This window comes from Otoolea muris (genome assembly GCF_943193115.1).
Classification (GTDB): Bacteria; Bacillota; Clostridia; order Lachnospirales; family Lachnospiraceae; genus Otoolea; species Otoolea muris.
The window spans coordinates 13,463-38,058 of sequence record NZ_CALPCY010000032.1 but is presented as its reverse complement, the minus strand read 5'-3'; the positions used below and the strand labels follow the sequence as shown (position 1 = coordinate 38,058).

Annotated in this window: 17 protein-coding genes; 14 read left to right on the top strand and 3 right to left on the bottom strand. The window is 49.7% G+C overall.

Annotation, left to right across the window (positions count from 1 at the left end):
- Positions 1-206: 206 nt before the first annotated feature.
- The 5 genes from NFS31_RS17290 (at position 207) to NFS31_RS17270 (ending at position 6,567) form a co-directional block, all read left to right on the top strand.
- The gene (locus NFS31_RS17290) at positions 207-992 is read left to right on the top strand and encodes a TatD family hydrolase (protein ID WP_251497747.1); all 786 of its coding nucleotides are present in this window, start codon (positions 207-209) and stop codon (positions 990-992) included.
- Positions 985-2,751, top strand: a complete 1,767-nt coding sequence (locus NFS31_RS17285; RefSeq protein WP_251497745.1) for an adenine deaminase — start codon at positions 985-987, stop codon at positions 2,749-2,751. The genes NFS31_RS17290 and NFS31_RS17285 overlap by 8 nt, the downstream gene beginning before the upstream one ends.
- 76 nt (positions 2,752-2,827) lie before the next feature.
- Positions 2,828-4,375, top strand: a complete 1,548-nt coding sequence (locus NFS31_RS17280) for a nitrite/sulfite reductase (protein ID WP_251497743.1) — start codon at positions 2,828-2,830, stop codon at positions 4,373-4,375.
- Between the two features lie 545 nt (positions 4,376-4,920).
- Positions 4,921-5,946 (top strand): ParA family protein, encoded by a 1,026-nt coding sequence (locus NFS31_RS17275; RefSeq protein ID WP_251497741.1) that lies wholly within the window; start codon positions 4,921-4,923, stop codon positions 5,944-5,946.
- Positions 5,947-6,567, top strand: a complete 621-nt coding sequence (locus NFS31_RS17270; RefSeq protein WP_251497738.1) for a HEPN domain-containing protein — start codon at positions 5,947-5,949, stop codon at positions 6,565-6,567. It begins immediately after the preceding gene.
- A 263-nt stretch (positions 6,568-6,830) separates the two neighbouring features.
- Here NFS31_RS17270 and NFS31_RS17265 read toward each other — a convergent pair whose 3' ends face one another.
- Positions 6,831-8,162 carry an IS4 family transposase gene (locus NFS31_RS17265; protein WP_251497735.1) on the bottom strand — a complete coding sequence of 444 codons (1,332 nt, stop codon included), beginning with the start codon at positions 8,160-8,162 and terminating at the stop codon, positions 6,831-6,833.
- 483 nt (positions 8,163-8,645) lie between these two features.
- Between NFS31_RS17265 and asd the strand changes: the two genes are divergently transcribed.
- The 5 genes from asd to NFS31_RS17240 all read left to right on the top strand — a co-directional run bounded on the left by asd (position 8,646) and on the right by NFS31_RS17240 (position 14,741).
- The gene (gene asd / locus NFS31_RS17260; RefSeq protein WP_251497731.1) at positions 8,646-9,731 is read left to right on the top strand and encodes an aspartate-semialdehyde dehydrogenase; all 1,086 of its coding nucleotides are present in this window, start codon (positions 8,646-8,648) and stop codon (positions 9,729-9,731) included.
- A 22-nt stretch (positions 9,732-9,753) separates the two neighbouring features.
- Positions 9,754-10,812 carry an aldose epimerase family protein gene (locus NFS31_RS17255; protein WP_251497728.1) on the top strand — a complete coding sequence of 353 codons (1,059 nt, stop codon included), beginning with the start codon at positions 9,754-9,756 and terminating at the stop codon, positions 10,810-10,812.
- A gap of 74 nt (positions 10,813-10,886) precedes the next feature.
- Positions 10,887-11,789 (top strand): DMT family transporter, encoded by a 903-nt coding sequence (locus NFS31_RS17250; RefSeq protein ID WP_251497724.1) that lies wholly within the window; start codon positions 10,887-10,889, stop codon positions 11,787-11,789.
- A 131-nt stretch (positions 11,790-11,920) separates the two neighbouring features.
- A complete protein-coding gene (locus tag NFS31_RS17245) occupies positions 11,921-14,068 on the top strand; it encodes a DNA topoisomerase (RefSeq protein WP_251497720.1) in 2,148 nt (715 codons plus the stop codon).
- A complete protein-coding gene (locus tag NFS31_RS17240; RefSeq protein WP_160227206.1) occupies positions 14,061-14,741 on the top strand; it encodes an acyltransferase in 681 nt (226 codons plus the stop codon). Before NFS31_RS17245 ends, NFS31_RS17240 begins: the two co-directional genes overlap by 8 nt.
- Positions 14,742-14,973: 232 nt before the next feature.
- Here NFS31_RS17240 and NFS31_RS17235 read toward each other — a convergent pair whose 3' ends face one another.
- Both NFS31_RS17235 and NFS31_RS17230 read right to left on the bottom strand, forming a co-directional pair.
- A complete protein-coding gene (locus tag NFS31_RS17235; RefSeq protein WP_251497715.1) occupies positions 14,974-15,834 on the bottom strand; it encodes a coiled-coil domain-containing protein in 861 nt (286 codons plus the stop codon).
- Between the two features lie 136 nt (positions 15,835-15,970).
- Positions 15,971-19,177, bottom strand: coding sequence for a tetratricopeptide repeat protein (locus tag NFS31_RS17230; RefSeq protein ID WP_251497710.1), 3,207 nt, complete (start codon positions 19,175-19,177; stop codon positions 15,971-15,973).
- A gap of 744 nt (positions 19,178-19,921) precedes the next feature.
- Here NFS31_RS17230 and loaP point away from each other — a divergent pair.
- The 4 genes from loaP to NFS31_RS17210 all read left to right on the top strand — a co-directional run bounded on the left by loaP (position 19,922) and on the right by NFS31_RS17210 (position 24,585).
- Positions 19,922-20,500 (top strand): antiterminator LoaP, encoded by a 579-nt coding sequence (gene loaP, locus NFS31_RS17225; protein ID WP_251497705.1) that lies wholly within the window; start codon positions 19,922-19,924, stop codon positions 20,498-20,500.
- Between the two features lie 74 nt (positions 20,501-20,574).
- Positions 20,575-22,335, top strand: a complete 1,761-nt coding sequence (locus tag NFS31_RS17220; RefSeq protein WP_251497701.1) for a sugar transferase — start codon at positions 20,575-20,577, stop codon at positions 22,333-22,335.
- A gap of 5 nt (positions 22,336-22,340) precedes the next feature.
- Positions 22,341-23,489, top strand: a complete 1,149-nt coding sequence (locus tag NFS31_RS17215; RefSeq protein WP_251497695.1) for a glycosyltransferase family protein — start codon at positions 22,341-22,343, stop codon at positions 23,487-23,489.
- Positions 23,490-23,532: 43 nt separating this feature from the next.
- Positions 23,533-24,585 (top strand): hypothetical protein, encoded by a 1,053-nt coding sequence (locus NFS31_RS17210; RefSeq protein WP_251497692.1) that lies wholly within the window; start codon positions 23,533-23,535, stop codon positions 24,583-24,585.
- The last annotated feature ends 11 nt before the right edge of the window (positions 24,586-24,596 follow it).

Below are 24,596 nucleotides of genomic sequence, written 5' to 3'. Positions count from 1 at the left end.
CGCGGCGCTATCCTGCGCGCTGTTTAAAAGGTATTTCGTACAGTTGTATAGTGAACGACAAAAATTTTTGTTTTTGGCGTTCACTGCGCCGATTTTGCGCTGTGTGAAACGCAGCATCTACCTTTGCAAAATCGTGCGCATCCCCCGTAGTAAACGACAAATTATTTTGTCGTTTACTATAACATTTTTTAAGAAGGAGGCGTTCATTGCAGGGGATCATTGACAGCCATGCGCACATCTGCGGAAAACTCCTGTTTCCCAGATGGGACGCGGTCATAGAAAGGGCAAAAAAAGCCGGTGTGGAGCGGATCATGATTGTCTGCACCGAAGTGGAGGAGGCCGAACGGGCCATTGAAATCGCCGCCCGCGATCCGATGTTTGACGTCGCGTGCGGTTTTTACCCCAACGATCTTTTAAAAGTAACGGAAGCGGACTGGAGCCGGCTTGAGCGGCTTGTGAGGGAGCCGCAGGTAAAGGCGGTGGGAGAGATCGGGATGGATTATTTCCCCTATGAGACAACGGTTCCCGGAAAGCTTCAGAGGGAGGCGTTTATCCGCCAGATGCGCCTGGCGGGGGAGGTTGGAAAGCCGGTGATCATCCATATGCGCCTGGCAACGGAGGACACAAAGGCCTGTATGAGAACCTATCTGAAAACGCCGGGAATCATGCACTGCTACAGCGGCGGTTATGAGGCGATGGGCGATTTTCTGGATATGGGGATGTATCTGTCCTTTTCCGGGAATATTACCTTTGAGCTGGATGATGTATCAACGCAGAAAGCCGTAAAAGAAGCGCCGCTTAACCGGATTCTGGTGGAAACCGACGCCCCGTCGCTCACGCCGGCCCCCATGCAGGGACAGGACAATGAACCGAGCTATATCTCTTATGTCATTGATCATATCTGCCGCCTGCGCGGCATGGAGCGGGAGGCCCTGATTCAGGCGATCGGGGATAATTACAGAAGGCTGATAAGGAGAGGAATACGTGATTAAGATTGAACCAAGGAATAAGAGGGAGCTTCTAAAGGCCGCCCTGGGAGAGATAAACGCGGATCTGGCGGTAACTAACTGCCGGGTGGTCAATGTATTTACCGGTGAGATATATCCGGCTGTGGTCTATGTGAAGGACGGGTTTATTTCCCATGTAGAGACAGAGGTCCTGGACGGTCCGTATAAGGCGGACAACGTCTATGACGGACAGGGGCGTTACCTGATTCCGGGGCTGATTGATTCCCATATGCACATCGAAAGCTCGATGATGACGCCGCGCAATTTCGCCAAAGTCGCGATTCCCCACGGAACCACGACCATCATCCATGACCCGCACGAGCTGGCCAATGTATTCGGCGCGGAGGCCGTGCGGTATATGCATGACAGCGCGTCGGATCTGCCCATGCGCCAGCTCGTGGACATCCCGAGCTGTGTGCCGGCCGTTCCGGGCTGCGAGAATGCGGGAGCCAGCTTTTCGGCTGCCGAGATCCGCGAGCTGGCCGCTTTGGAGAGGGCCGTGGGGCTTGCGGAGGTCATGGATTTCTACGGCGTGATGAACGGGGACGCGCGGATGATGGAGATCATTGAGGCAGCGTCCGAGTGCGGCCTGTATCTGCAGGGGCATGCGCCTGGGCTTTGCGGAAGGCAGCTCTCCGCCTATCTGTGCGGCGGGCCGAACACCTGCCATGAGACGACGGCCGGGGACGAAGCGCTTAGAAAGCTGCGCGCCGGCATGTATGTCGATGCCAGAGAGAGTTCGATCACGAAAAATGTGGAAGCGATCTGGAACGGCGTAAAGGATATCCGTTTCTTTGACACCCTGACGCTGTGCAGCGATGACCGCGAAAGCGACGATCTCCTGCACACCGGCCATTTAAATGCCGTGGCGCGCCGGGCGATCGAATGCGGCATGGATCCGGTTCTGGCCATCAAAAGCGCGACCATCAACACCGCGCGTGAGATCGGGGTTTCCCGCCTGGGGGCCATCGCGCCCGGCTATGCGGCGGACATGGCGCTCACAGAGGATATCCGCACCTTGTGGATGGACGCGGTCTTTTACGGCGGGAGGCTCGTCGCCGAAAACGGCCGCCTGACCGCGCCCATTGAGGATAAGCCGTATGAGCTGGAGGAGAGGAATTCCATGAAGCTTTCCGGGGTTTCACTGGAGGACTTCATCCTCGCGCCGCCTGTCAGAGAAGGGTGCGCGCGGGTAAATATCATGGAATATGAAAGCCTTACCGCGAGCCTTACAAGGCTTACACAGGCCAAGCTTCCTGTCCGGGACGGCCGTCTGGAGCTTTCGGAGGGCATGGCCTTTGTGGCCGTGTTAAACCGTCACGGCAAAGGCACAAAGGCCCTGGGGATTGTAAAGAATTTCGGGCTTTTGGAGGGCGCGGTGGCCTCCACGGTTTCGCATGACTCGCATAACCTGACGATCGTATACCATCAGCCGGAGGATGCGCTTGCCGCCGCCAGGGAGCTTATCCGGCAGGGCGGCGGCATGACGGCTGTAAAGGACGGAGCGGTGCTCCACACCCTGCGCCTGGAGGTGGGCGGCCTGATGACAAAGCTGGACGCGGAAACGCTCACAGAGGAGGCGGCCAGGATGAAGGAGACAGAGCGGTCGCTGGGGATTACGGCCCCGGAGAATCCGCTTCTGCGGATTGTTGCGCTGGCGCTTCCGGTGATCCCGGATGTGAAGATGTCGGATCTGGGGCTGGTGTCTGTGGCGGAGCAGAGGATTTTGCCGGTGTTTTTGTAAGGCGGAGGGATGTTTGCTGAGGGGGACGCCCGGAGCAGGAAATGGAATAGAATTTATCGAAAAGGAGGTATTTCAGATGCAGACAATTGATCCGCAGAGCTGGAAGAAGGATCTTCCGGAATTCAAAGAAAAGACAGAGGCGTTTTATGCCGGCGAGCTCGATAAGGGGGCTTATAAGGGCTTTTCGGGTTTTTACGGAAGCTATGCGCAGAAGGGGGGCAAGGCGAGTATGCTGCGCCTGCGCATGACGGCCGGCCGGGTGACGAAGGAACGGCTTCGCTTTGCGGCGGATTCTATACGGCGCTATGAGGTTGCGAGGGTGCATTTTACGACGTGCCAGACGATTCAGTTCCACGATCTGGGGCCGGAGGCGGTCTGTGGGATCATGGAGCAGGCGCTGGATGCGGGGATTGTGACCATGGGCGGAGGCGGGGATTATCCGAGAAATGTGATGTGCTCGCCCCTGTCAGGTGTTGAGAAGGATGAATATTTTGATGTTCTCCCGTGGGCCGAGGCGGCCGGGGACTATCTGATGAATTTTATAAAGGCAAAAAAGATGCCCCGCAAGCTTAAGGTGGGATTTTCCAATTCGCCGAAGAATTTAACACATGCGACCTACCGCGACCTGGGCTTTGTGGCCAGGGAGGACGGGAAGTTTGACGTCTACAGCGCCGGAGGGCTGGGGAACAACCCGCGCTTTGGCGTGAAGGTGGCGGAGGCTGCCCTGCCGGAGGATATCTGCTATTATATCAAGGCCATGTGGCTGACCTTTATCGCTTACGGCGACTACGAAAACCGCGGCCGGGCCCGCACCCGCTATATGCAGGAGATTCTGGGAAGCCCGGAGAAGTATAAGGAAGCATACGGGGAAAAGCTTAAGGAGGCGTTTGAAGGCGGGGAGGATCTGAAGATTCATGTATCCGCCGGGCAGGCGGCAAAGCAGGGCGACGGGAGCGCTGTGAGCGGCCCGCGTGTCATAGAGCAGAAGCAGCCGGGGCTTTACGCCGTGATCTGGCATCCCATCGGGGGCCAGCCGGCGCTTAAGAATCTCTGCGCCTTAAGCGATGCCGTCCAGGGCATGGAGGACGTGGAAATGCGCCTGGCCCCGGATGAGACGGCGTATATTATTAACCTTACCGGGGACGAGGCCAAAAAGGTTCTGGAAATCACAGAGGACAGCGCCGCTTCCCTGTTTGAGACGTCTGTAAGCTGTATCGGCGCCAGCATCTGCCAGATCGGAGCGAGGGATTCCCAGGCGCTTCTGGCGGCCTGCGTAGAGGCCGTGCGCGCTGCCGCGCTCCCGGACGGCGCTTTGCCGCAGATCCATATCTCCGGCTGCCCGTCCTCATGCGGGACCCATCAGACCGGCCTGATCGGTTTCCGCGGGGCGGCGAAGATAGTGGATAAAAAGCCCCAGTCCGCGTTCATGCTGTATGTGGGAGGCTGCGATATACAGGGAGAGGAAGCGATGGGGGGCGAACTCGGGACCATCCTTGAGACACAGATCCCGGAGTTCCTTGTAGAGCTTGGAAAGACCGTTGCGGCAAGCGGAATGGACTATGCCGGCTGGAAGAAGGCAAATCCGGACGGCGTGAAGGATTTGGCGGCGAAATATGTGGCGTAAGAATATCTATAGTAAACGACAAAAATAGTTGCCTTTTACTATAAACCCTCCGGGGGATGCGCACGATTTTTGTATGGTAGTTCTGCGTTTACATGCAGCAAAAATCGGCGCAGGAAACGTCATAAAGAAAACATTTATGACGTTTCCTATAAATGACTGCTATGCAGACGGCAAAGCAAAGTAGTCGTTTTGATCCTGGGTAATATAGAATGTAATAGTTCAGACGGGGAATCTTCTTGCCCGTTTACGCCGGACAAGAAGCATCGGATGTCCATCTGATGGGGAATCTGGCGGAAATTTAGGCGTTAAGCTTGCTTATAAGCCCAAATTTCCGCCAGATTCCCCGCCGTCTGAACTGTTACTATATAATTCCGGAAATACTGAAAAAGGTATTTTCGGGATTGTTTTATGCACAGGCCCGCAAAGGAAAGTTTGCTGCCCTGGCGGCATGCGGGCTGTGCGGCGGGCAGGGAAAGATGTATCTTCCCCTGCCCGATTACACACGGAATTATATAGGATGCCTGATGAATTTAAGGAGACTGGGTATGGCAAAAATTATTGAATTATTTAACCACAAAGGCGGTGTGAGCAAAACAACAACGACATTTCATATTGCATGGAAATTAACACAGCATAATAAAAATGTTTTGCTTGTAGACGGAGATCCCCAATGTAATCTTACGGGAATGTTTTTGGGTGAAAAATTTGATGAGTATTATGAGAATGATTTGACAAAAAATTTGAATATAAAGGATGCGGTCAGTATGGCATTTGCGGGCAGGCCGCAGCCTATAGCAGCAATAGAGTGTCCCAGCCATATTAAAAACGAAAATCTTTTTATCATTCCCGGACATATGAATTTATCAGAATATGATTCTTCTTTAAGCCTTGCTTTAAACAGTAATAATGCAATTGTAACATTACAGAATCTCCCGGGAGCCTTTTATGAATTAATACAAAAGTGTTGTAAAAAATATGAAATAGATTATGTATTTATAGATATGAATCCGGGTTTAAGCGCTATGAATCAGACATTTTTTATTTATGCAGACGCATTTATCGTTCCTACAAATCCGGATCCTTTTTCGGTAATGGCATTAAAAACGTTGAAAATGACGCTTCCGAAATGGAAGAAATGGGCCTTACAGGCAAGGGAATTGTTTAGGGAATCATCATACCCGTTACCAGTATGTGATATGAAATTTATTGGTGTGCTGATACAAAGATTTTATTTAAGAAATCATAAAGCAGCTCGTCCATATACTGGAAAAATATCAGAAATTAAAAAGTATATCGAGACTGAGTTTTCTGAAGAATTAAAAAAATATGATATGGTTTTTGATATTGGAAGTTTAATGGAAGAGGGATTAATCGCTGACAGGTGCTTAGGCGAAATAGCGGAGTTTGGCGCATTGATACAAAAGGCAAATGACTCGATGCTGCCAGTTTTTGCACTAACAAAGGCGGACATGGGTACTACCGGAAATGCATTTGACAGTATGGAAAAAAAGAGAAAGATTTTTGATGAAACATACGATAAAATTGCTAACGTTATAATGGAGTTAATTTAAATGTTGAGTTCATACAAAAGATTTTTTACTCTTGTAAAAGATACAGAGAATGTGGAAGTTTTATATAATTATTTCAATACGTCTGTGACAGCGCCAGTTGATACCAGTGACTTATTACGATGGCAATGGGTTCAGTGTATATCCGCTTTCGACAAATTGATTCATGATTTGGTCAGAGTCGGCATGTTGGAAATTTTTATGGGAAAAAGATTGCGGACGCCGAAGTACAGTACATTTCAAATCGATATACAGACATATGTAGATATGGCGGACAATATAAATGCCGTTTCAATTCTGGAACAAAAGATCATATTAAAGCACGGCTTTCTGGCTTTTCAGGAACCAGGGAAAGTTGCTGACGCATTATCCTATATTTGGAATGAGAATGATAAATGGGGAAGGATTTCAGGCTTGATGGCGTTAAACAGGAATGATTGCGTAACATATTTAAAAAATATTGTAATAAGAAGAAATCAAATCGTACATGAAGGGGATTATACGGATATTTATTCTAAGAGACAGGATATTGACCCCGAGGATGTAATTGATATACGGAATTATATCCTTAAATTGGGAAAGGCGATATATGATTGTGTAAGCTTGGAGAAGAAAGGCAGCTAAGTAATGCGGCTACGGCGGTGACAAAAGTAAATCAAAATGTTACTGTTCAGGTAGCAATGTCATTTAGTTAAAATAAAAGAACAAGAACTATTATGATTCGATCTTGATTTCACACGAGAAATTCTGCTGTCTCCGCTATAATTAGCAACATAAATGTAGCTAAAGGTGGATCAAAGCGCATTGCCGGGAAATTTGTGGCATGACCAATAGACAGATTTACATCTGCCTCAAAAAAGGGTATGATAGACACTGGCGGAACTGTTTTATGCGGCCCGATAAGTAAAATACCGAGGCCTTCGGAAATGGGCGGTTTTCAGTCTGGGATACTGCCGTTCATCCCTTAAGGGAACCAATTCCTTCAGGAGCAGGGAAGCCACCTCTAATAGGCCTTTCTTCGTGTGTGGACGTAGAAAGGCCCTACAAATATGCGCAGCCCTCGTAAAATTTACCCTGTATTCATATTTGGTCTCCCCCTGTTCGAGCACCATCTGTCGGATAAAAGCTTCCGTCAAATTATACGCGATCAATTTTGCCCAAATTTCTTGCTTGATGAATTCGGGCTTATAAGCATGGAAGTTGCTTAATCCGATGGTATATTTGAGTTTGCGAAAAGAGGACTCGATACCCCAGCGGGAAAAATAAACCGCTTTGATCCGTTCCGGTGGGAATTCCTGCATGGGGAGATTGGTCACGAGGCATTCAAAAGAGCCATCGTCTAAAGGAAACCTTACAATACGCAAGGATAAATCATAGGTATTTTTAGAACCATACTCAAGGAAATCAAAGGAAGCGTCCTGGTCCACAAACCGCCGGTACCAGCCGTCCTTGATCATGATTTTTGAGGAATGGCTGCGAGTAAGGGTGACGTTTACCGTGATATCAAAGGAGTCTTCCTGAGGGAAGTCAAAGTTTCCCACGAGTCCTTTTGAGTGGATGTCCTTGGTGCGGAAAAGAAAAAACTGCCCTTTTGCCAGAACATGGGCCATATTATTATAGGAACAGTATCCCCTGTCCCCGATAAAGATGTTTTTGGTATCGGGAAGGCTCTCCTGCCGGTCAACCATAGTACAGAAGGCCTGGAATTCATCTTTCTTATGTACGGGCTGAATGAGGGCATCGGAATAAGTATGGAGGGAGAGGTCATAAAGAGCATTCAGGTGCATGCTGTAGAAGCCTTTGGCGGAATGACCTTCTGAAACAAAGAACTCCTCAGAGGCCCAGCGGGGCTTGCTGAAGAAGGTAAAGGAGGAGCCATCGGCGGCAAGGAAGCGGTAGCCGGAGGGTTGCTGGGGAAGAAGGAGGAGGAAATGATTGAAATGGCGGAAAACCAGTTCCAAGGCTTCCGGCAGGAGTTTGTCCCGCTGCTGGTTGAGCGCGGAGGCAGAAGGCATGTGTGGGTCCAGATCAAAGAAATCCAGGAGTTCAATTCTGGTAGAGGAGGAGCCCTGGGAAACCAGGAAAGTGATTAATTTTTCAGCAGGAAGCTTCCTGGAGCGTGTCAGATCAGAGTCAGGGCGATGGGTAAACTCTGAAATCACGGACGAAGTAATGGATACGGCGGACAAAAACGAAGATTTAATGAAATTGCAAGTCATAAATGAAGAACCTCCTTGTAGTTAAAAGTAAGAAAAAAACCTTTTGTCTAACTACAAGGGCCGCTCTCGTTACGTATAAAAATAGGATTCATAACGAGAGCGGCCGCACATTATTGCCTGTGTGTCAAGTCCTTTATGGGAATTTTTAAAAAAATTGAAGAAATTTGGGTTACACCTTACGTTGAGATAAATTGCAATAGCTTAACTAAATGACATTGGTTCAGGTAGGTCTGCGCAATGCTTACGCTGACCGTATGATAACCTGGGCTGGCGAGCAAAAATCCCATCGACGCAGGCGATTTTCATGGATTTTGGCTGATTTCTGTGAACACATGTGAACAGTGACATCAAAATCTGTCCCCGTTTTTCACCCGGAAACGATTGATTTTTTCGCCAAATTGGTATAGGATAATTACAATTCACAACCCGCGCTTTTTATAGCGGCGCGGATCAAATGCGACAATGAGGAGAAGACCAATGAATATGGAAAAAAAATTACGCGTAGGTATCCTTGGCGCGACCGGCATGGTTGGTCAGCGCTTTATTACCCTGCTGGCGGGGCATCCCTGGTATGAGATCACGGCGCTGGCGGCCAGCCCGCGTTCGGCGGGGAAATCATATGAGGAGGCGGTCGGCGGGCGCTGGAAGATGCAGTCTCCCATGCCGGAAGCCGTAAAAGGCATGACGGTCATGAATGTCAATGAGGTGGAGAAGGTCGCGGCCGGGGTGGATTTTGTGTTCAGCGCCGTTGACATGACAAAAGACGAGATCCGGGCCATTGAGGAGGCGTACGCGAAGACGGAGACGCCGGTCGTTTCCAACAACAGCGCCCACCGCTGGACGCCGGATGTCCCGATGGTGATCCCGGAGATCAACCCGGAGCATTTTAAGGTCATCGAATTCCAGAAAAAGCGCCTGGGAACGAAGCGGGGCTTTGTGGCCGTAAAGCCGAATTGCTCGATACAGAGCTATGCGCCGGTTCTTACGGCCTGGAAGGAATTTGAGCCGTACGAGGTAGTGGCCACAACGTACCAGGCGATCTCCGGGGCGGGAAAGACCTTTAAGGACTGGCCGGAGATGGTGGAAAATATTATCCCCTACATCGGCGGCGAGGAGGAAAAGAGCGAGCAGGAGCCGCTGCGCATCTGGGGCGAGATAAAGGACGGGGTTATTGTAAAGGCGGACAGCCCGGTGATCACCTGCCAGTGCATCCGCGTTCCGGTTCTGGACGGGCATACGGCGGCCGTATTTGTGAAATTCAGGAAAGCTCCGTCAAAAGAGGAGCTGATCGAGGCGCTGAACCGTTTTGAGGGCCTTCCCCAGACGCTTGCGCTTCCGAGCGCGCCGAAGCAGTTCATCCGCTACTTGGAGGACGACAACCGCCCGCAGGTAAAGCTGGATGTGGACGCGGAAAAGGGAATGGCAATCTCCGTGGGGCGTTTAAGGCCGGATACGGTCTATGACTGGAAATTCGTGGGCCTTTCCCACAACACCCTGCGCGGCGCTGCCGGCGGGGCCCTGCTGTGCGCCGAGCTTTTAACGGCGCAGGGATACATTCAGGCAAAATGATGTGAAAAAGGAGAGGTGCGAGATGTATGAGAAGGTGAAATTCGGCGAGCTGCCGAACGGGCAGGAGGTACATGAGTACACGCTGATTAATAAGAACGGTTTATCCGCTTCATTTCTTGATCTGGGCGGTATCTGGGTGAGCATGATGGCGCCGGACAAAACAGGGGCCATGGCGGACGTTGTGCTCGGCTATGACACCGTAGAGGCATATCTGGGAAATGGCGGCCATCTGGGGGAGATCGTGGGAAGAAATGCCAACCGCATCGGAAAAGCTCAGTTCACCCTGAACGGGACGCTCTGCAGGCTTACGGCCAATGACGGGCCAAACAACCTCCACAGCGGGACAGACTATTACAGGAACCGTGTCTGGGACGCGGCGATCCGGGAGACGGACGACGGCGTCAGCGAGCTCTGCCTGTCCCTGCAGAGCCCGGACGGCGATCAGGGTTATCCGGGGAATGCAAGGATCAGCGTGAGCTATACCCTGACCGATGAAAATGAGCTGAAAATCCAGTATTACATGATCTGCGATCAGGATACGGTTGCCAACATGACCAATCACGCATATTTTAATATGGCCGGGCATCAGAGCGGCAGCGCCATGGGCCAGGAGGTCTGGATCGACGCGGACGCTGTGACAGCGGCGGATGCTGAGTCGATCCCCACCGGGGAAATCAGGCCCGTGAAGGGGACGCCTATGGATTTCACACAGATGAAACCGATCGGGCGCGACATTGACGCGGACTACGATCAGCTCCGCTACGGCGGCGGCTATGACCACAACTGGGTGCTGAACCATGAGCCCGGAACATTTTCGCTGTGCGCGAAAGCCTGCGATACAGCGAGCGGCCGCGCGATGGAGGTGTATACGGATCTCCCGGGCGTCCAGTTCTATACCGGAAATTTCCTGGAGGCCAGGCTTCCCGGCAAGGACGGGATCCTGTACCACAAGCGGGAGGGCTATTGCTTTGAGACGCAGTACCACCCGGATTCCGTCAACCGCCCGGAATTCCCGTCCCCGTTCTTAAAGGAAGGAAACGAATACAGGACGACGACGGTTTACAAATTCGTAACGGTTTAAGCCGTTTAGACGACGGGTTAAGATGAGACAAAACATCATAGTGAAAATAGCATAAAATGAGACAAATCAGCATAATGAAAACAGGCGGCCTTGTGAGGCTTCTGGCCTCCGTAAGCCTTCTGACCGTGACGATCATATGGGGCAGCGCCTTTGTGGTGATGAAAAACTCCATTGACGTCATCAGTCCCTCCTATCTGCTGGCCTACCGGTTTACCGTGGCGGCCCTGGGGATGACGGTTTTATTCTGGAAGCAGATCAAAACGATGCGCATGCAGGAATTTGGGCGCGGGCTTTTGGTGGGCGCGCTCCTGTTTGTGAGCTATTATTTTCAGACGTATGGGCTTAAGTACACGACAGCCAGCAAGAATGCGTTTATCACCACGCTTTATGTGATCCTGGTTCCCTTTCTGCAATGGCTGTTTAACCGGATCCGGCCGGCCGGGCACAACCTGGCCGCGGCCGTGATCGCGGTGATCGGCCTGGCGCTCCTGTCGCTGAAGGGGGATTTAACCATAAATTTCGGCGATTTCCTGACCCTGATCTGCGGCGTCTGCTTTGCGGTACATATCATTTTTCTGGAAAAATATACAGAGAACACCAGTCCTGTCAAGCTTACGGTGATGCAGATGGGCACAGCCGCGGCGCTGTCATGGATAACGGCCCTGGCCACGGAGGGGAGCTGCGACCTAAGCGTATTTACACAGCCCGGCGTGCCGGGGGCGGTGCTCTATCTGGGCCTGGCGAGCAGCATGCTGTGCTTCCTTTTACAGACCGTGGGGCAGAAATACTTAGACGCGGCGACGGCGTCGATCCTGCTCTCCTTTGAATCCGTGTTTGGCCTGGTCTTTTCAGTCCTGTTTTTAAAGGAGCCTGTGACGCGTAAGATACTGGCCGGCTGCGCCCTTATGTTCTTCGCAGCCATCCTGGCGGAGTACCGCCCGGGAAAAGAACGCGGCAGCGGCTGTCCGGCTGACTGAAGCGCCGCGCAGGCGTACAGCCATAGTAGCGCGGCCGCAGCCATAGAGTACCGTAGCCGGCCGCCGCGGCTACCCCGGCCATAAGCCGCGCAGGCATGCCGCAGGCGGCCGTAAAAGACGGAGAAATATAAATGGCAAAATCATTATTTATTGCAGAAAAACCAAGCGTAGCCCGCGAGTTCGCCTCGGCGCTCAAGGTGTCCGGCCGTTCAGGCGACGGGTATATCGAATCCGCGGACGCGGTTGTGACATGGTGCGTGGGGCATCTGATCACCATGAGCTATCCCGAGGCTTACGATATAAAATATAAGAGGTGGAGCCTTGAAACGCTGCCCTTTCTGCCAAAGGAGTACAAATACCAGGTCATTGAGGGCGTTAAGAAGCAGTTCCAGATCGTGAGCGGCCTTTTAAACCGCGGGGATGTGGATACCATCTATGTGTGTACCGACTCCGGGCGCGAGGGTGAATATATCTACCGCCTGGTGGCCCAGATGGCCGGGGTCAGGGGGAAAACGCAGAAGCGCGTGTGGATCGATTCTCAGACAGAGGAGGAGATCCTGCGGGGCATCCGCGAGGCAAAGGATTTGGCGGAATATGACAATCTCGCCTCATCCGCCTACCTGCGCGCCCGGGAGGACTACCTGATGGGAATCAACTTTTCCAGGGCCCTGACCTTAAAATACGGCCCGTCCGTATCCGGCTTTATGAAAAGCGGGCGCACGGTGATCTCCGTGGGCCGGGTCATGACCTGCGTGCTGGGCATGGTGGTGCAGCGGGAGCGGGAGATCCGCAGCTTCATAAAAACCCCGTTTTACCGCGTGGTCGGCGCGTTTGGAGAACAGGAGGCGCTCCTTGAGGCGGAATGGCGCGCGGTTCCCGGCTCGCGTTATCACGGCCATCCGTGCCTTTATAAGGACAACGGCTTCAAAGAGCGAAAGGACGCAGAGGCGCTCATCGCCTCCATAACGGAGCCGTCCGGCGTCGCCGTGTCCGTGGAAAAGAAAAAGGAGACAAAGAACGCGCCGCTTCTCTACAACCTGGCGGAGCTGCAGAACGACTGCTCCAAAATGTTCAAAATCAGCCCGGATCAGACGCTGAAGGCCGTGCAGGAGCTGTACGAAAAGAAGCTGGTGACCTACCCGCGAACCGACGCGAGAGTGCTCTCCACCGCGGTGGCAAAGGAGATTAAGAAAAATTTAACCGGCCTGCTCGCCTATTCCCCAACCGGCGCGTATGCGAAGGAGGCCCTGGAATCCGGCGCGTGGAAGGGCATTTCCAAAACAAGATATGTTAATGACAAACAGATCACGGATCATTACGCCATCATTCCTACCGGGCAGGGCTTAGGCGCGCTGCAGGGCGTCTCCGGCTTAAACGCCAGTATCTACCAGGTCATCGTGCGCCGTTTCTTAAGCATCTTTTACCCGCCGGCCGTTTACCGCAAATATGCGGTTGAAATCGCGACAGGGGGAGAGCATTTCTTTGCCAGCTTAAAAGTCCTCAAGGAACCCGGCTATCTGAAGGTATCCGCGCCGGCAGGGCGGGCGGGGCAGGAGAAAAGAGAAGGGATGGCGGGCGGGGCGGGGCAGGAGAGTTCCAAAATGGAGTCCGCGAAGCTGCGCCAGGACAGCTTCGGGGCGGTTCTTCAGAGCGGTCCCGGGGAGGAGGCGTCTGATGATCCGGGAAATGCCAGGCCGGAGCTGATCGCGTTTTTGGAGAGCCTGAAAAAGGGGGCGGTCCTGCCTCTTTCGGGTCTGGCGGTGAAAGAGGGGGAGACATCCCCGCCCAGGCGCTACACATCCGGCTCGATGATACTCGCTATGGAAAACGCCGGGCAGCTCATCGAAGATGAGGAGCTGCGGGCCCAGATCAAGGGAAGCGGCATCGGGACCAGCGCGACCCGTGCGGAAATCCTGAAAAAGCTTGTCAACATCCAATATATGGCCTTAAACGGCAAGACCCAGGCCATCACCCCGACCTTTCTGGGCGAGCTGATCTATGAGGTCGTCCTCTGTTCCATGAAGCAGCTTTTAAATCCCGAGCTGACCGCGAGCTGGGAAAAGGGATTGACGTACGTGGCCGAGGGAAGCATTACCTCAGAGGAATATATGCAGAAGCTCGAACGTTTTGTCGCGGGGCGGACGTATAACGCGATCCACAACGCCGGCCAGGCCAGCCTGCTGCCGGCATTCCGCGCAGTGGCGGCCAATTATCCGGCCGGAAAAAAAGAAAAGAGCGGGGCAAAGCAACCGAAAGGAGATGTGAAGCATTATGAATAAAGAGCAGACAAAAATCACAGAGCTTTACGATCTGACGCATACGCTGGCGGCAGATTACCTGTCGCAGTTTACGTATCCGTGGGAAGCGCTGCAGGGGATCAGCGATTTTATCATTGAACTGGGAAACAGCCTCGATGAAAACGAGTATGAAAAAAGAGGGGAAAACATCTGGATCCACAAGACGGCCAACGTATTTCCAACCGCCTTTTTGAACGGTCCGCTTATCGTGGGAAAGAATGCGGAAATCCGTCACTGTGCCTTTGTCCGGGGCAGCGCGCTCGTCGGCGCGGGCGCGGTTGTGGGCAATTCCACAGAGCTGAAAAACGTGATTCTGTTCGATAAGGTGCAGGTTCCGCATTACAACTATGTCGGCGACTCCATCTTAGGCTACAAGGCCCATATGGGCGCCGGATCCATTACCTCCAACGTAAAATCCGATAAGCTCCTGGTCCATATCCACGCAGAGGACGGAGAGATCGAGACCGGCAGGAAGAAGGCGGGCGCATTCATCGGAGACGAGGTGGAGATCGGCTGCGGTTCCGTTTTAAATCCCGGAACCGTGATCGGCAGGCATACCAACGTGTACCCCCTGTCAGGCGTCAGGGGATGCATTGACGCAGATTCCATCTATAAGAGACAGGGAGAGGTTGCCTTGAAGCGGGAGAGGGAGTAGACGGTTGCGCGGAAGTCGGCCCGGGAACCTTGGAACCAGGGAAAATATGTAACTGGGGAAATATTCAACTGATAAAATATGATTCTGTACGGGTTTTTTTAAAAGAATGAGGGCTGTCTGCAGCATGCCGCAGACAGCCCTCCGCCTCTCTCAAATTCCTCTCCAAATAAATATACCAAATATGTAGCACAAGCCTTTCAATGATGTAAAAGTTACAAGAACTGCTGATGGTTTAAAATGCCCTTAACGGGACAGGAGGAGCCGCATCCTTTTTCAGGTTCGCGATCTCCTGTTCGAGCTTGTCAATCCTCAGCCTTAAGCTGGAAAGCTGCACCTCCCAGATGAGGGTTTTGTCATTTACCTTGATTGCCTGGTTGAGCTTGTCGATCAGGTTCCCATGATTCTCCGCCAGAAGCTGGATGTTATGGTTTGTCTCATTCTCAATGGTCATCTCAAGGTTTGCAGCACGCAGGTTTAATTGTTCAATCTCTTCACGTAATTGTTCGGTTGTCAGCTTTAACTGTCCAACTTTTTGGCCTAAGCTGTCGACTTTGAGCTCCAACTGATCAAATTTTTGCTCCAGGTTATCGACTTTGAGCTCTAACTGATCAAATTTTTGCTCCAGGTTATCGACTTTGAGCTCTAACTGATCAAATTTTTGCTCCAGGTCATCGACTTTGAGCTCTAACTGATTGAATTTTTGCTCCAGGTTATCGACTTTGAGCTCTAACTGATCAGCTTTTTGCTCCAGGTTATCGACTTTGAGCTCTAACTGATCGAATTTTTGTTCCAGGTTATCGACTTTGAGCTCTAACTGATCAGCCTTTTGCTCAATATTATCGACTTTTGACTCAATATTATCGACTTTTTGCCCTAACAGATCAACCTTTTGATTTAGTTGTGTTACATCTCCTCTGAGCTGCAGCAACTGTTCACCAGACTGACGGTTTTCCGTCTTTAACTGCCGGACATCCTCCTTTAACTGCCCTATGTCTTCGTGAACGGGCTGCAGCGCCGCCTTTAGCTTTTGATCCAGCATTTGCTCCATCATGCCGGATATGGCAAGCAGCAGTTCGTTATCATTGTTGCTCAATGTTTGGTATACCTCCTTTATTTGATACGTGTATTATAGCATAATAAATATGTAAAGTCACGGAATTTTTGAGAGAAACCGGATATTTTCCTGTGGCGGCGGGCAGCGGTTCATGCTTTGCATGCGTTGCCGGGAGTTATTTATAATGCTTATTGGACCGGCTGACGACATCTACTCTTCCTGTTTTTTTCAGCCAGGAAGAGATTTCGTTGGCATCGGACGGACTGATCTTGGAGCCGAGTTTTACCTCTTTGATCTGTATATCGCGCTCCACTTCGACATAAAGCCTCGGAATCTGGAAAATCTGTTCTTCAATTTTGGGTGTATAGGAGCTTCGGATCATGCGCACCTCATCCTCGTAGCTGTATTCGTCACTTTTAAACAGGAAACGGATTTCATTCAGGCAGTCCGCTACAAAGCTCCGGACGGTTTTGGCCGCCTTATCCCATTGAATATTTTTGTGTATATATTTTTGGCCGGTCTCGGACAGACAGCAGTCCATTTCGTCCAGAAAGCGCCATATGCCTTTCATATGCTCTAAAATTTCTCCGATCCCGGATGGAAGCGTTTCGCTGCTGCCAGCCGTCTCCTTCATCTTCCAGAGGTCTGTATTTACATACTGGATCCGGTACAGCGGATAGTCGTTATCAGAGTAATCGGAAACCTCGGTCAGGGTTCCGCCGCCTTTTCGGACGTCAAAAAAATCATCCCCGAATATGACAGAGCAGCCCTTTGCGTCATCGGCATACGGAATCCACATATGTATCTGATCCGCCTGCCCGGAAAAACTGCCAACATAGATATTTTCATTGATCGACTCCATCGAATCCTTTTTGGAGGAATTTTCCAGATAGGGGAAATAAGTCCGGAGCTGTTTGGCGGCATCGTCGCCCTTGCGCAGAGCCTTCATCATTTCTATAAAACACTCCCCCTCAAAGGAGTCGTTCATGTAAACCGTGTTCCACAGACGCAGCTTGGGCGTGCCGGCGCCGGTCGTTTCCAGCAGCTTTTTCAATGTGTGTATTTTTGTGTAATGGACAGGGGATACCGCCGCTTCACTGTCATCCCCGGAAACATAGCGGCATAATTCTTTTATCTGCATGATCGTTTCGTAGACAGGGAATAAAACCGCGAGTATTTTTCCTCTGTCCTCCGCGCTGAGCCAGCGGAATATATCCGTGTCTAAAAAATGGCGGAAGAGGCTGTAGCCTTCCTCGCGCTCACCCAGCCGGATCCTGGCAAAAGAGCGGTAGAGCATTTTGATCCGTTCGTCTGTATCCGCCGTCAGCGTTTCATTCCGGAAGGAAGCGCAGGCGCGCTCTCTTTTATCCACTTCTTTAATAAAGCGGGCCAGATTAGCGCATGCCTTTATGGAACAGACGCCGGTGGAATATCTCAGCTTATTTTCGATGTTGGAAATCAGTTCTTTATCGTTCCAGTTTTTCAGCTCCAAAAGCGAAATCATAGCCGCAAGCCATCCGGAGTAGGTGTGGACATTATAGGGAGACGCAGCGTCGGATTTCTCAAAATATTTCCGGGCCTCTGTCAGAGCCCCAGCGGACTGCTGGGCCTTCCCCCCGGCCATGTGGCAGTATGCCAGATAGCGGTTGGCGACAGCGTCGGCTTCATTTAAGCAGAGAACCAGCTTAAACTGCTCCTTTGCCTGTTCGATATTATTTGTGCGCAGGTAGCATTCGCCAAGATTATTTCTGATTTTCTTTATATTATCCCTTCCCAGCCGGGAAAGCATCCGCTCATACTTACGGAGGATTGTTTCATAGCAGGCCTGCGCCTCCTTATAGTAGCCAAGATTCAGCAGGCACCAGCCCAAATCAATTTCCGACAGCAAATCGCCTTCCGGCAGATCCTCCAGCCATATGTCCGGCTGTGCCGGCATGGTATCAGAGGGCGCGTCCGGTTCGGTATTGGGCTCCGTATATTCAGCCAGTATTTTTTCCAGATAGTTCTTCGCCTCATAAAACTGTTCCTGACAAATCAGGTTCAACGCCATGTTATAATAGGCTTTCAGGCCGATGGTTCCCTTTAATATGTACGGGGACTGCTTATAAAGACCGCGGAATATTTCATGCGATTCGTCCCATTTCCCACACCGTTGATAGAACAGGCCCTGCAGCAGGCGCACCTCCTGATCATAAGGGTTATTCTTAAGAAGCTTTTTAAATTCCTCCTCAATTTTTCTCCCGTCCAGCAGGGGTTCGTGGAGGCTGCATTTCAGCGTATGCAGCGTAGCAAAACGGTTGTGCCCCTCTTTCAATTTGACAAATATCTCCCCATACGACATATCAAGGAAGCATAGTCCATTTTCTGACGTTGTAAATTTTTCCGGAATACGAATATCTGCGTCGGCCTGCATGGCTATCTTGCGCAGGCAGACGCCTAAATTATTGGCCGCATCAATATTTGCACTGTCTATATTCAAAACAACTTTGCTGAGCTCCTGCGCCAATTCATAATCGCGGCTTTTCTGATATGCGATTCCCAACTGTACCAGGGCCTGGGTCATGTATTCTGTGTAAAGGCCGGAATCTACCGTCAGTTCCGGAATTGTGCCCGGATCAAAATGCACGGATTCCATCTGCGCTAACACATGTTTATGTTTTTTAAGCTGATACTCCCAGGCATGGTCCGGATCCTCGTAAACCGACGTCAATATTTTTACGATCGTCCAGAAGGTGATTTTTGCTTTCTTCAACTGGTATAAATAGCGCTCTGCCCTGCCGATATTGACGGAGGCTTCGAGCCACAGATGCGTTTCCCACAGGGCAAAGGTTTCCTTTCCTGTTTCCCGGGCGCACAGTTTTGCCTTAACCGATTTAAATTCGTCTTTTGCCCTCCTGTAATCGCTCCTCTGGCCATATTTTCCGATATTGCGGAAATATTTTCCAAGGTTAAGCTGTACCATCAGATTCAGGAAATCGCGTTTTTCAGGTTCAAAGCTCTGTTCCAGCAGTATAAGCGCCTGCTGATAACAGCCCAGGGGATTAAAAAAATATTCTCCGAGAACCTGTCCTCTGCGTAAAAGAATGTTGCCCTTTACCAGATGGGCCAGCTTCCTCAAATCCTCTGATTTCTGATACGAGTTCCAGTTTTGTTCCAGATCTTCAAGAATGTTAAGAAATATCCTGTCGGCAGGTTTTTTATCACTGCTATTTGAAGAGGAATTGTTTTTGTCAGACAGCGGGTCCGGCTCGTCCGGCTGGCCAAACCTGTCTGAAAACTGATTGTCTGCCTTTTTAAACAGGTGCTGTAAATGAAGCCATTGTTCTTTGTCATTCCTGGCATTAATGTTGTACTGTGAGTTCCAGTCGTTAAAATAATCCATGAAGATACCCCCTTTAGCAGAAAATGAAATGATACCAGGCTCAAAAGATCTTTAGCCGCTGGCATCATGAAATACACCTAAATGTGATTCATGATGAAAAAACGAGTATAAAAATGATTGTAACAATTTAAATATAACGTTCAGGCGACAAAAAAATAATTATTCTGCGGATTTTGACAAATAAATATTGTGAAATATTTCGACAGATTTTATTATTTCTTAATGATGCATTATTACATTTACGCCGGAATTTGCGCCAGAGAGGGGAGCGCTTTAACGCGCGGGCGCGATGAAAAAGCACAGGGCGGCCGATAATGGGTAAACATCCGATCCAATCCAGAGAACATATTCCTGAAAAAGCAGCCGGGAAACAGGAGAGCGGCAGCGCATGATCCGAAGATTAAGAAAGTCTTTCACATTTATTCCCAGAAGATTTCGCCCCGATGAGTTGACGGAGGTATAAAATGATGTTATAATCAAAAACGTTCATTAAGGAAAAAGACAAAATATAACGGACAGTTTCAGACAGAGAGGCTGTTCCCGCACAATATTATAAGTGGATGAGATGAAGCATTGGCACATGGAGTCGCGCTTATATGGTCATATCGGAACCGTATTTCACAGAAAGAGGTTTTTTACCCGTTTTTCTGTGTGATGGCGAAGCTTACCCAAAATTGGGATAAGCCGGACTCCGGTATGCCTGCTGTGTGGGAGCGGCTTTTTTTATTTCCGCGGGAGTCGCGGATGGATGAAAAATGCAGCGGCAGGCAGGAGGCGGGCTTCATGTGGTATGTCATACAGGTGTCGGGCGGGCAGGAGGAAGGGACGGCGCGCCTGATGCAGAAACGGATTCCGCGGGACATTTTGACGGAATGCTTTATTCCCCGGAAAGAGAGAAAAAAAAAGTTCAAAGGCATATGGCGCCAGGTGGAGGAGATCCTGTTTCCGGGCTATGTCTTTGCCGTGACGGAGGCGCCGGGGGAACTGTTTCTCCGGCTTAAGGCCGTGGAGAGGATGACGAAGCTTCTGCGGGAGGAGACGTTTTTCTATCCGCTTTCCTCTGAGGAGGAGGAGATGATCCAGGGGATTGGGGATAAGCGCCATGTGACGCGGATCTCCAGGATCGTTGTGGGACCGGAGGCGGGCCGGGATCGGGAGGTCGTCATTCTCGACGGGCCGCTGAAAAACCAGGAGGGGCGGATTGTGCGGTATAACCTTCACAAGCGCGAGGTCACGGTGCGGATTCCGTTTATGGGGAATGATGTGGAGCTGCGGCTGGGGATTGAGATGGTGGGGGAGAGAGGGCGGAAAGCCGGATCGTAATAGGAGTCTGAGGAATCGGGCTCTTTTTTGTTGGATTTTGGCAGGAAATGGGCTGCAGAGAGGTGTTGGGGTGTATGTTCAGAGCGGATCAGAATATGGGAAATATGTGTAAAAATACGTTGGGACACGGGAAACGATGGATCGGCGCGGGGCTGCTTGCCGCAGGGGTTGCTATCCTGTGTGCGATCGGCAAAAGACGTGGCGGGAGAAACAATATGGGGAGAAAGGCGTCCTTTTATGAGCGGATAGGGAAGCGGGGAATCGACACGGCGCTGTCCTTTCTGGGACTGATCGCGCTGGCCCCGCTTTTCGGGCTGATTTCCCTTGCCATCGTGATAGATGATCCGGGAAGCGTGATGTTTACACAGAGGCGCATCGGAAAAGGGAAGACAATCATTACGATCCATAAATTCAGGACGATGAAAATGTCCGCGCCGCATGATGTCCCGACCCATCAGTTGGAGCATCCTGAGAAGTATATTACTAGAGTCGGGAAGGTTCTGAGAAAGTATTCGCTGGATGAGCTGCCGCAGATCTGGGATATTTTCAGGGGGCGGATGAGCATCATTGGCCCTAGGCCGGCGCTGTGGAATCAGGAGGATCTGGTGGAAGAGAGGGAGCGGTATGGGGCGAATGATATCATGCCGGGGCTTACGGGGCTGGCGCAGATCAATGGGCGGGATGAGCTGGAGATTGCGGAGAAGGCGCGGCTGGACGGGGAATATACGAAGCGGCTGCATGGGGGCAGCATAAGCGGAATCTGTGTGGATGCGCGGTGTTTTTTTGGCACTATTGCAGGCGTGCTGAGGGGCGACGGCGTGGTGGAAGGGGGGACGGGAAGGTTAGATAAGGCAGCGGATATGATGATTTCGACTGTCACAGCAGAGGAAGCGGGATTTGACGATTATGGGTATTTGAAGAGCTTTCATATAGACGGACATGAGTTTCGCCGCGTTTTGATTACGGGAGCGGACAGCTATATCGGGAATCGCTTTGAAGCGTATGCCAGGGAACATTACGGCGGAAATTTTCAGATCGACGCACTCGATGTTACGGGGGATGACTGGAGGAAGTTTGATTTTTCTTCGTATGACACAGTGTTCCATGTGGCGGGGATCGCACACGCGGATGTCGGCCGGGTTTCGGAAGAGGTAAAGAGGAGGTATTATGCGGTAAATACAGACCTGGCTGTTGAAGCGGCGAGGAAAGCAAAGGAATCGGGCGTTAAGCAGTTTGTGTTTATGAGCTCGATGATCGTGTACGGGGAAGCGGGACGGTACGGGAAGAAAAGGGTGATTGATGAGCATACGGTTCCGGGGCCAGCTAATTTTTACGGAGATTCCAAATGGCGGGCGGATAAAGGGGTGAGGGAATTGGGAAGCAATGTGTTTCATGTTGCGGTCCTGCGCGCGCCGATGATTTATGGAAAGGGAAGTAAGGGGAATTATCCGGCGTTGGCGAGAATAGCGAAAAGAATATCAATCTTTCCCGTGGTAAACAACAATCGGTCAATTCTTTATATAGATAACCTTAGTGAATTTTTGTGCCAGCTTATTTTATCGGGTGATGGCGGTATATTTTTTCCACAAAACAGAGAATATGCCAACACAGGCCAGCTCGTCAGGGAAATCGGCATTACGGTTCACAAGCCCGTTTATACATCAAAACTTCTTACTCCGGCGGTAATAATGGGTTCTTATCTTCCCGGAAGGGTGGGGCTCTTAATCAATAAGGCGTTTGGAAACTGTGTCTACAGTCACAAGCTTTCTGCATATACGGGTTTGGAATATCAGCTTTATGATCTTAGAGAATCTATTATAGAGACAGAGGGATAAGCAAAATGAATGTATGTATTATAAACTGCTTTGACACATATGAGCATAGGGCTGAGTTGCTGTATAAAGTATTTTCAGAGAGTGGAAATAATGTCAGGATTTTAACGTCTGATTATCGTCATATAGAAAAGAGCAGAAGGATCGAGCAAAAGGCCGGGTATATATTTTTCTCTGCTGAGCCATATGTGAAAAATGTATCTCTAAAAAGACTGCACAGTCATATACAGCTAAGTACGGATTTATTTCAGTTTATAGAGATTCATGCAGAACAGATTGATTTGCTATGGGTGTTTATTCCTCCGAATACACTTGTGAAGGATGCATCTAAGTTAAAAAGGCGGCATCCGGATATTAAAATGGTATTTGATATAATCGATCTCTGGCCGGAAACATTGCCGGTAAAAAATGCAGAGAGATGGTGGCCGCTTAACTGCTGGAAGTTTCTGAGAGACAAAAACTTGGGCAATGCTGATTGCATTGTGACAGAATGCAATTTATATAAGCATGTACTTAGACATGTATTGAAAGAAAGAACCGTTCAGACATTGTATCTGGCAAGGCCGTTAATCCCCTATATCTCCGAATTGCATTTACCCGAGGATAGATTTGCTTTATGTTATTTAGGTTCAATTAATAACATTATTGATATTAAAACAATTGCAGATATAGTAAAAAAATGCGCGATTATACGGCCTGTTATTCTCCATATAATTGGAGATGGGGAAAGAAGAGAAATTCTTATACGAGAGGCCATAGCCGCCGGTGCGGAGGTTTTCTTTCATGGAAAATTATATGATCGGCACCAAAAACAGAAGATTTTTGATTCCTGCCATTATGGATTGAATATTATGAAGGCGTCGGTTTGCGTGGGTCTGACAATGAAGAGCGTAGATTATTTGGAATTTGGCCTCCCTGTTATTAATAATATCCGGGGAGATACATGGGAGGCCGTGAAAAAATATAGAATAGGAATAAATTATAATGACCAGATATTAGGAAAAGAAAATGGCAGCTATTATGTATTGACGGAGAATGCAGCCTATAGAAGAAATGCAAGGGCATTTTTTGAAGATAAATTGACAGAAGGAGTTTTTAAAGAAAAGGCGATGAACATTTTCAGCGGGATGTTTTCTTCTATGGGAACCATGATATAAGAACTGCAGAGAATCGCGTGAACTGGATTGGAAAGGTATTAATATGATTGGATATACACAAATGAGGAATATCCTTCAGACAAACTGGTATGTGGATGATTTTATAAGAAAGATGATTGGCAGAACTTACAATAGGGAAATGCAGCAGTTTGTATCAGAATTAGGTAATATCAAATCTGTTTTTGCTGTAGATGAATTTGTAGAAAAGATGAAAGGGGTGCCAGCGGGCTTATACGGAACCTCCTATACATTTAAACGTGCATTCAGTGAAAATACGTTGTACGGGTATGCTGAACAGATCATGGCATATGCAGGAATTCCGGCAGGACAAATGTTTTATTTTCCACTGCTGGAGCATGGCATTTCTTATGGGCAGCGATATGACAGGGAACGCTATAATATAAGACATTCTTATATCTTTCAGGGAAGGTATAAGGCACAGGGATGGAAGCGTATTAAGAACCATAAAAAGGCTTATTATATTGGTCCGTATATCCACTATGCAGATCCCATATATTCTAAAACCGAGGAGGATGAAATAAAAAAGAAGCTTGGTAAAACCGTATTGCTGTTTTTGCCGCATTCTACAGAATACGCTAATGTAAATTTTGATATGGAATGTATTTTGGAGAAGTATTTAAAGAGATCAGGGGATTCCGTTGATACAGTTATGGTATGTGTGTTTTGGAAGGATTTAACGAAAGAGCTGATTAAGTCAGTTGACAGGGCGCGGTTTAAGCTCGTTACAGCCGGATTTAAATTGGATCCGTTGTTTGTGAAAAGGCTGAAATCGATTCTTCAATTGTCAGATAAGATAATATATACATCCCTTTCATCTTCGATAGGATACTCTTTTTACCTGAAAAAAGACATCATTGTTGATATCCCTGAAGAGGTAACAGGAAAGACTTCCTATATTGCCCGGTATGAAAAAGAATTGATGAAATATTTTTCAATGGAAACACAATGCAGCTATGAACAGCAATACAGATATATTGATCGATACTGGGGATTATCTGAAATCAGGAAACCTGCTTATATCAGGAAGATATATGAACAAAACCGTTACGATATTATAAGGCAATTAGGCTTTTAAGCTTTAGGAAA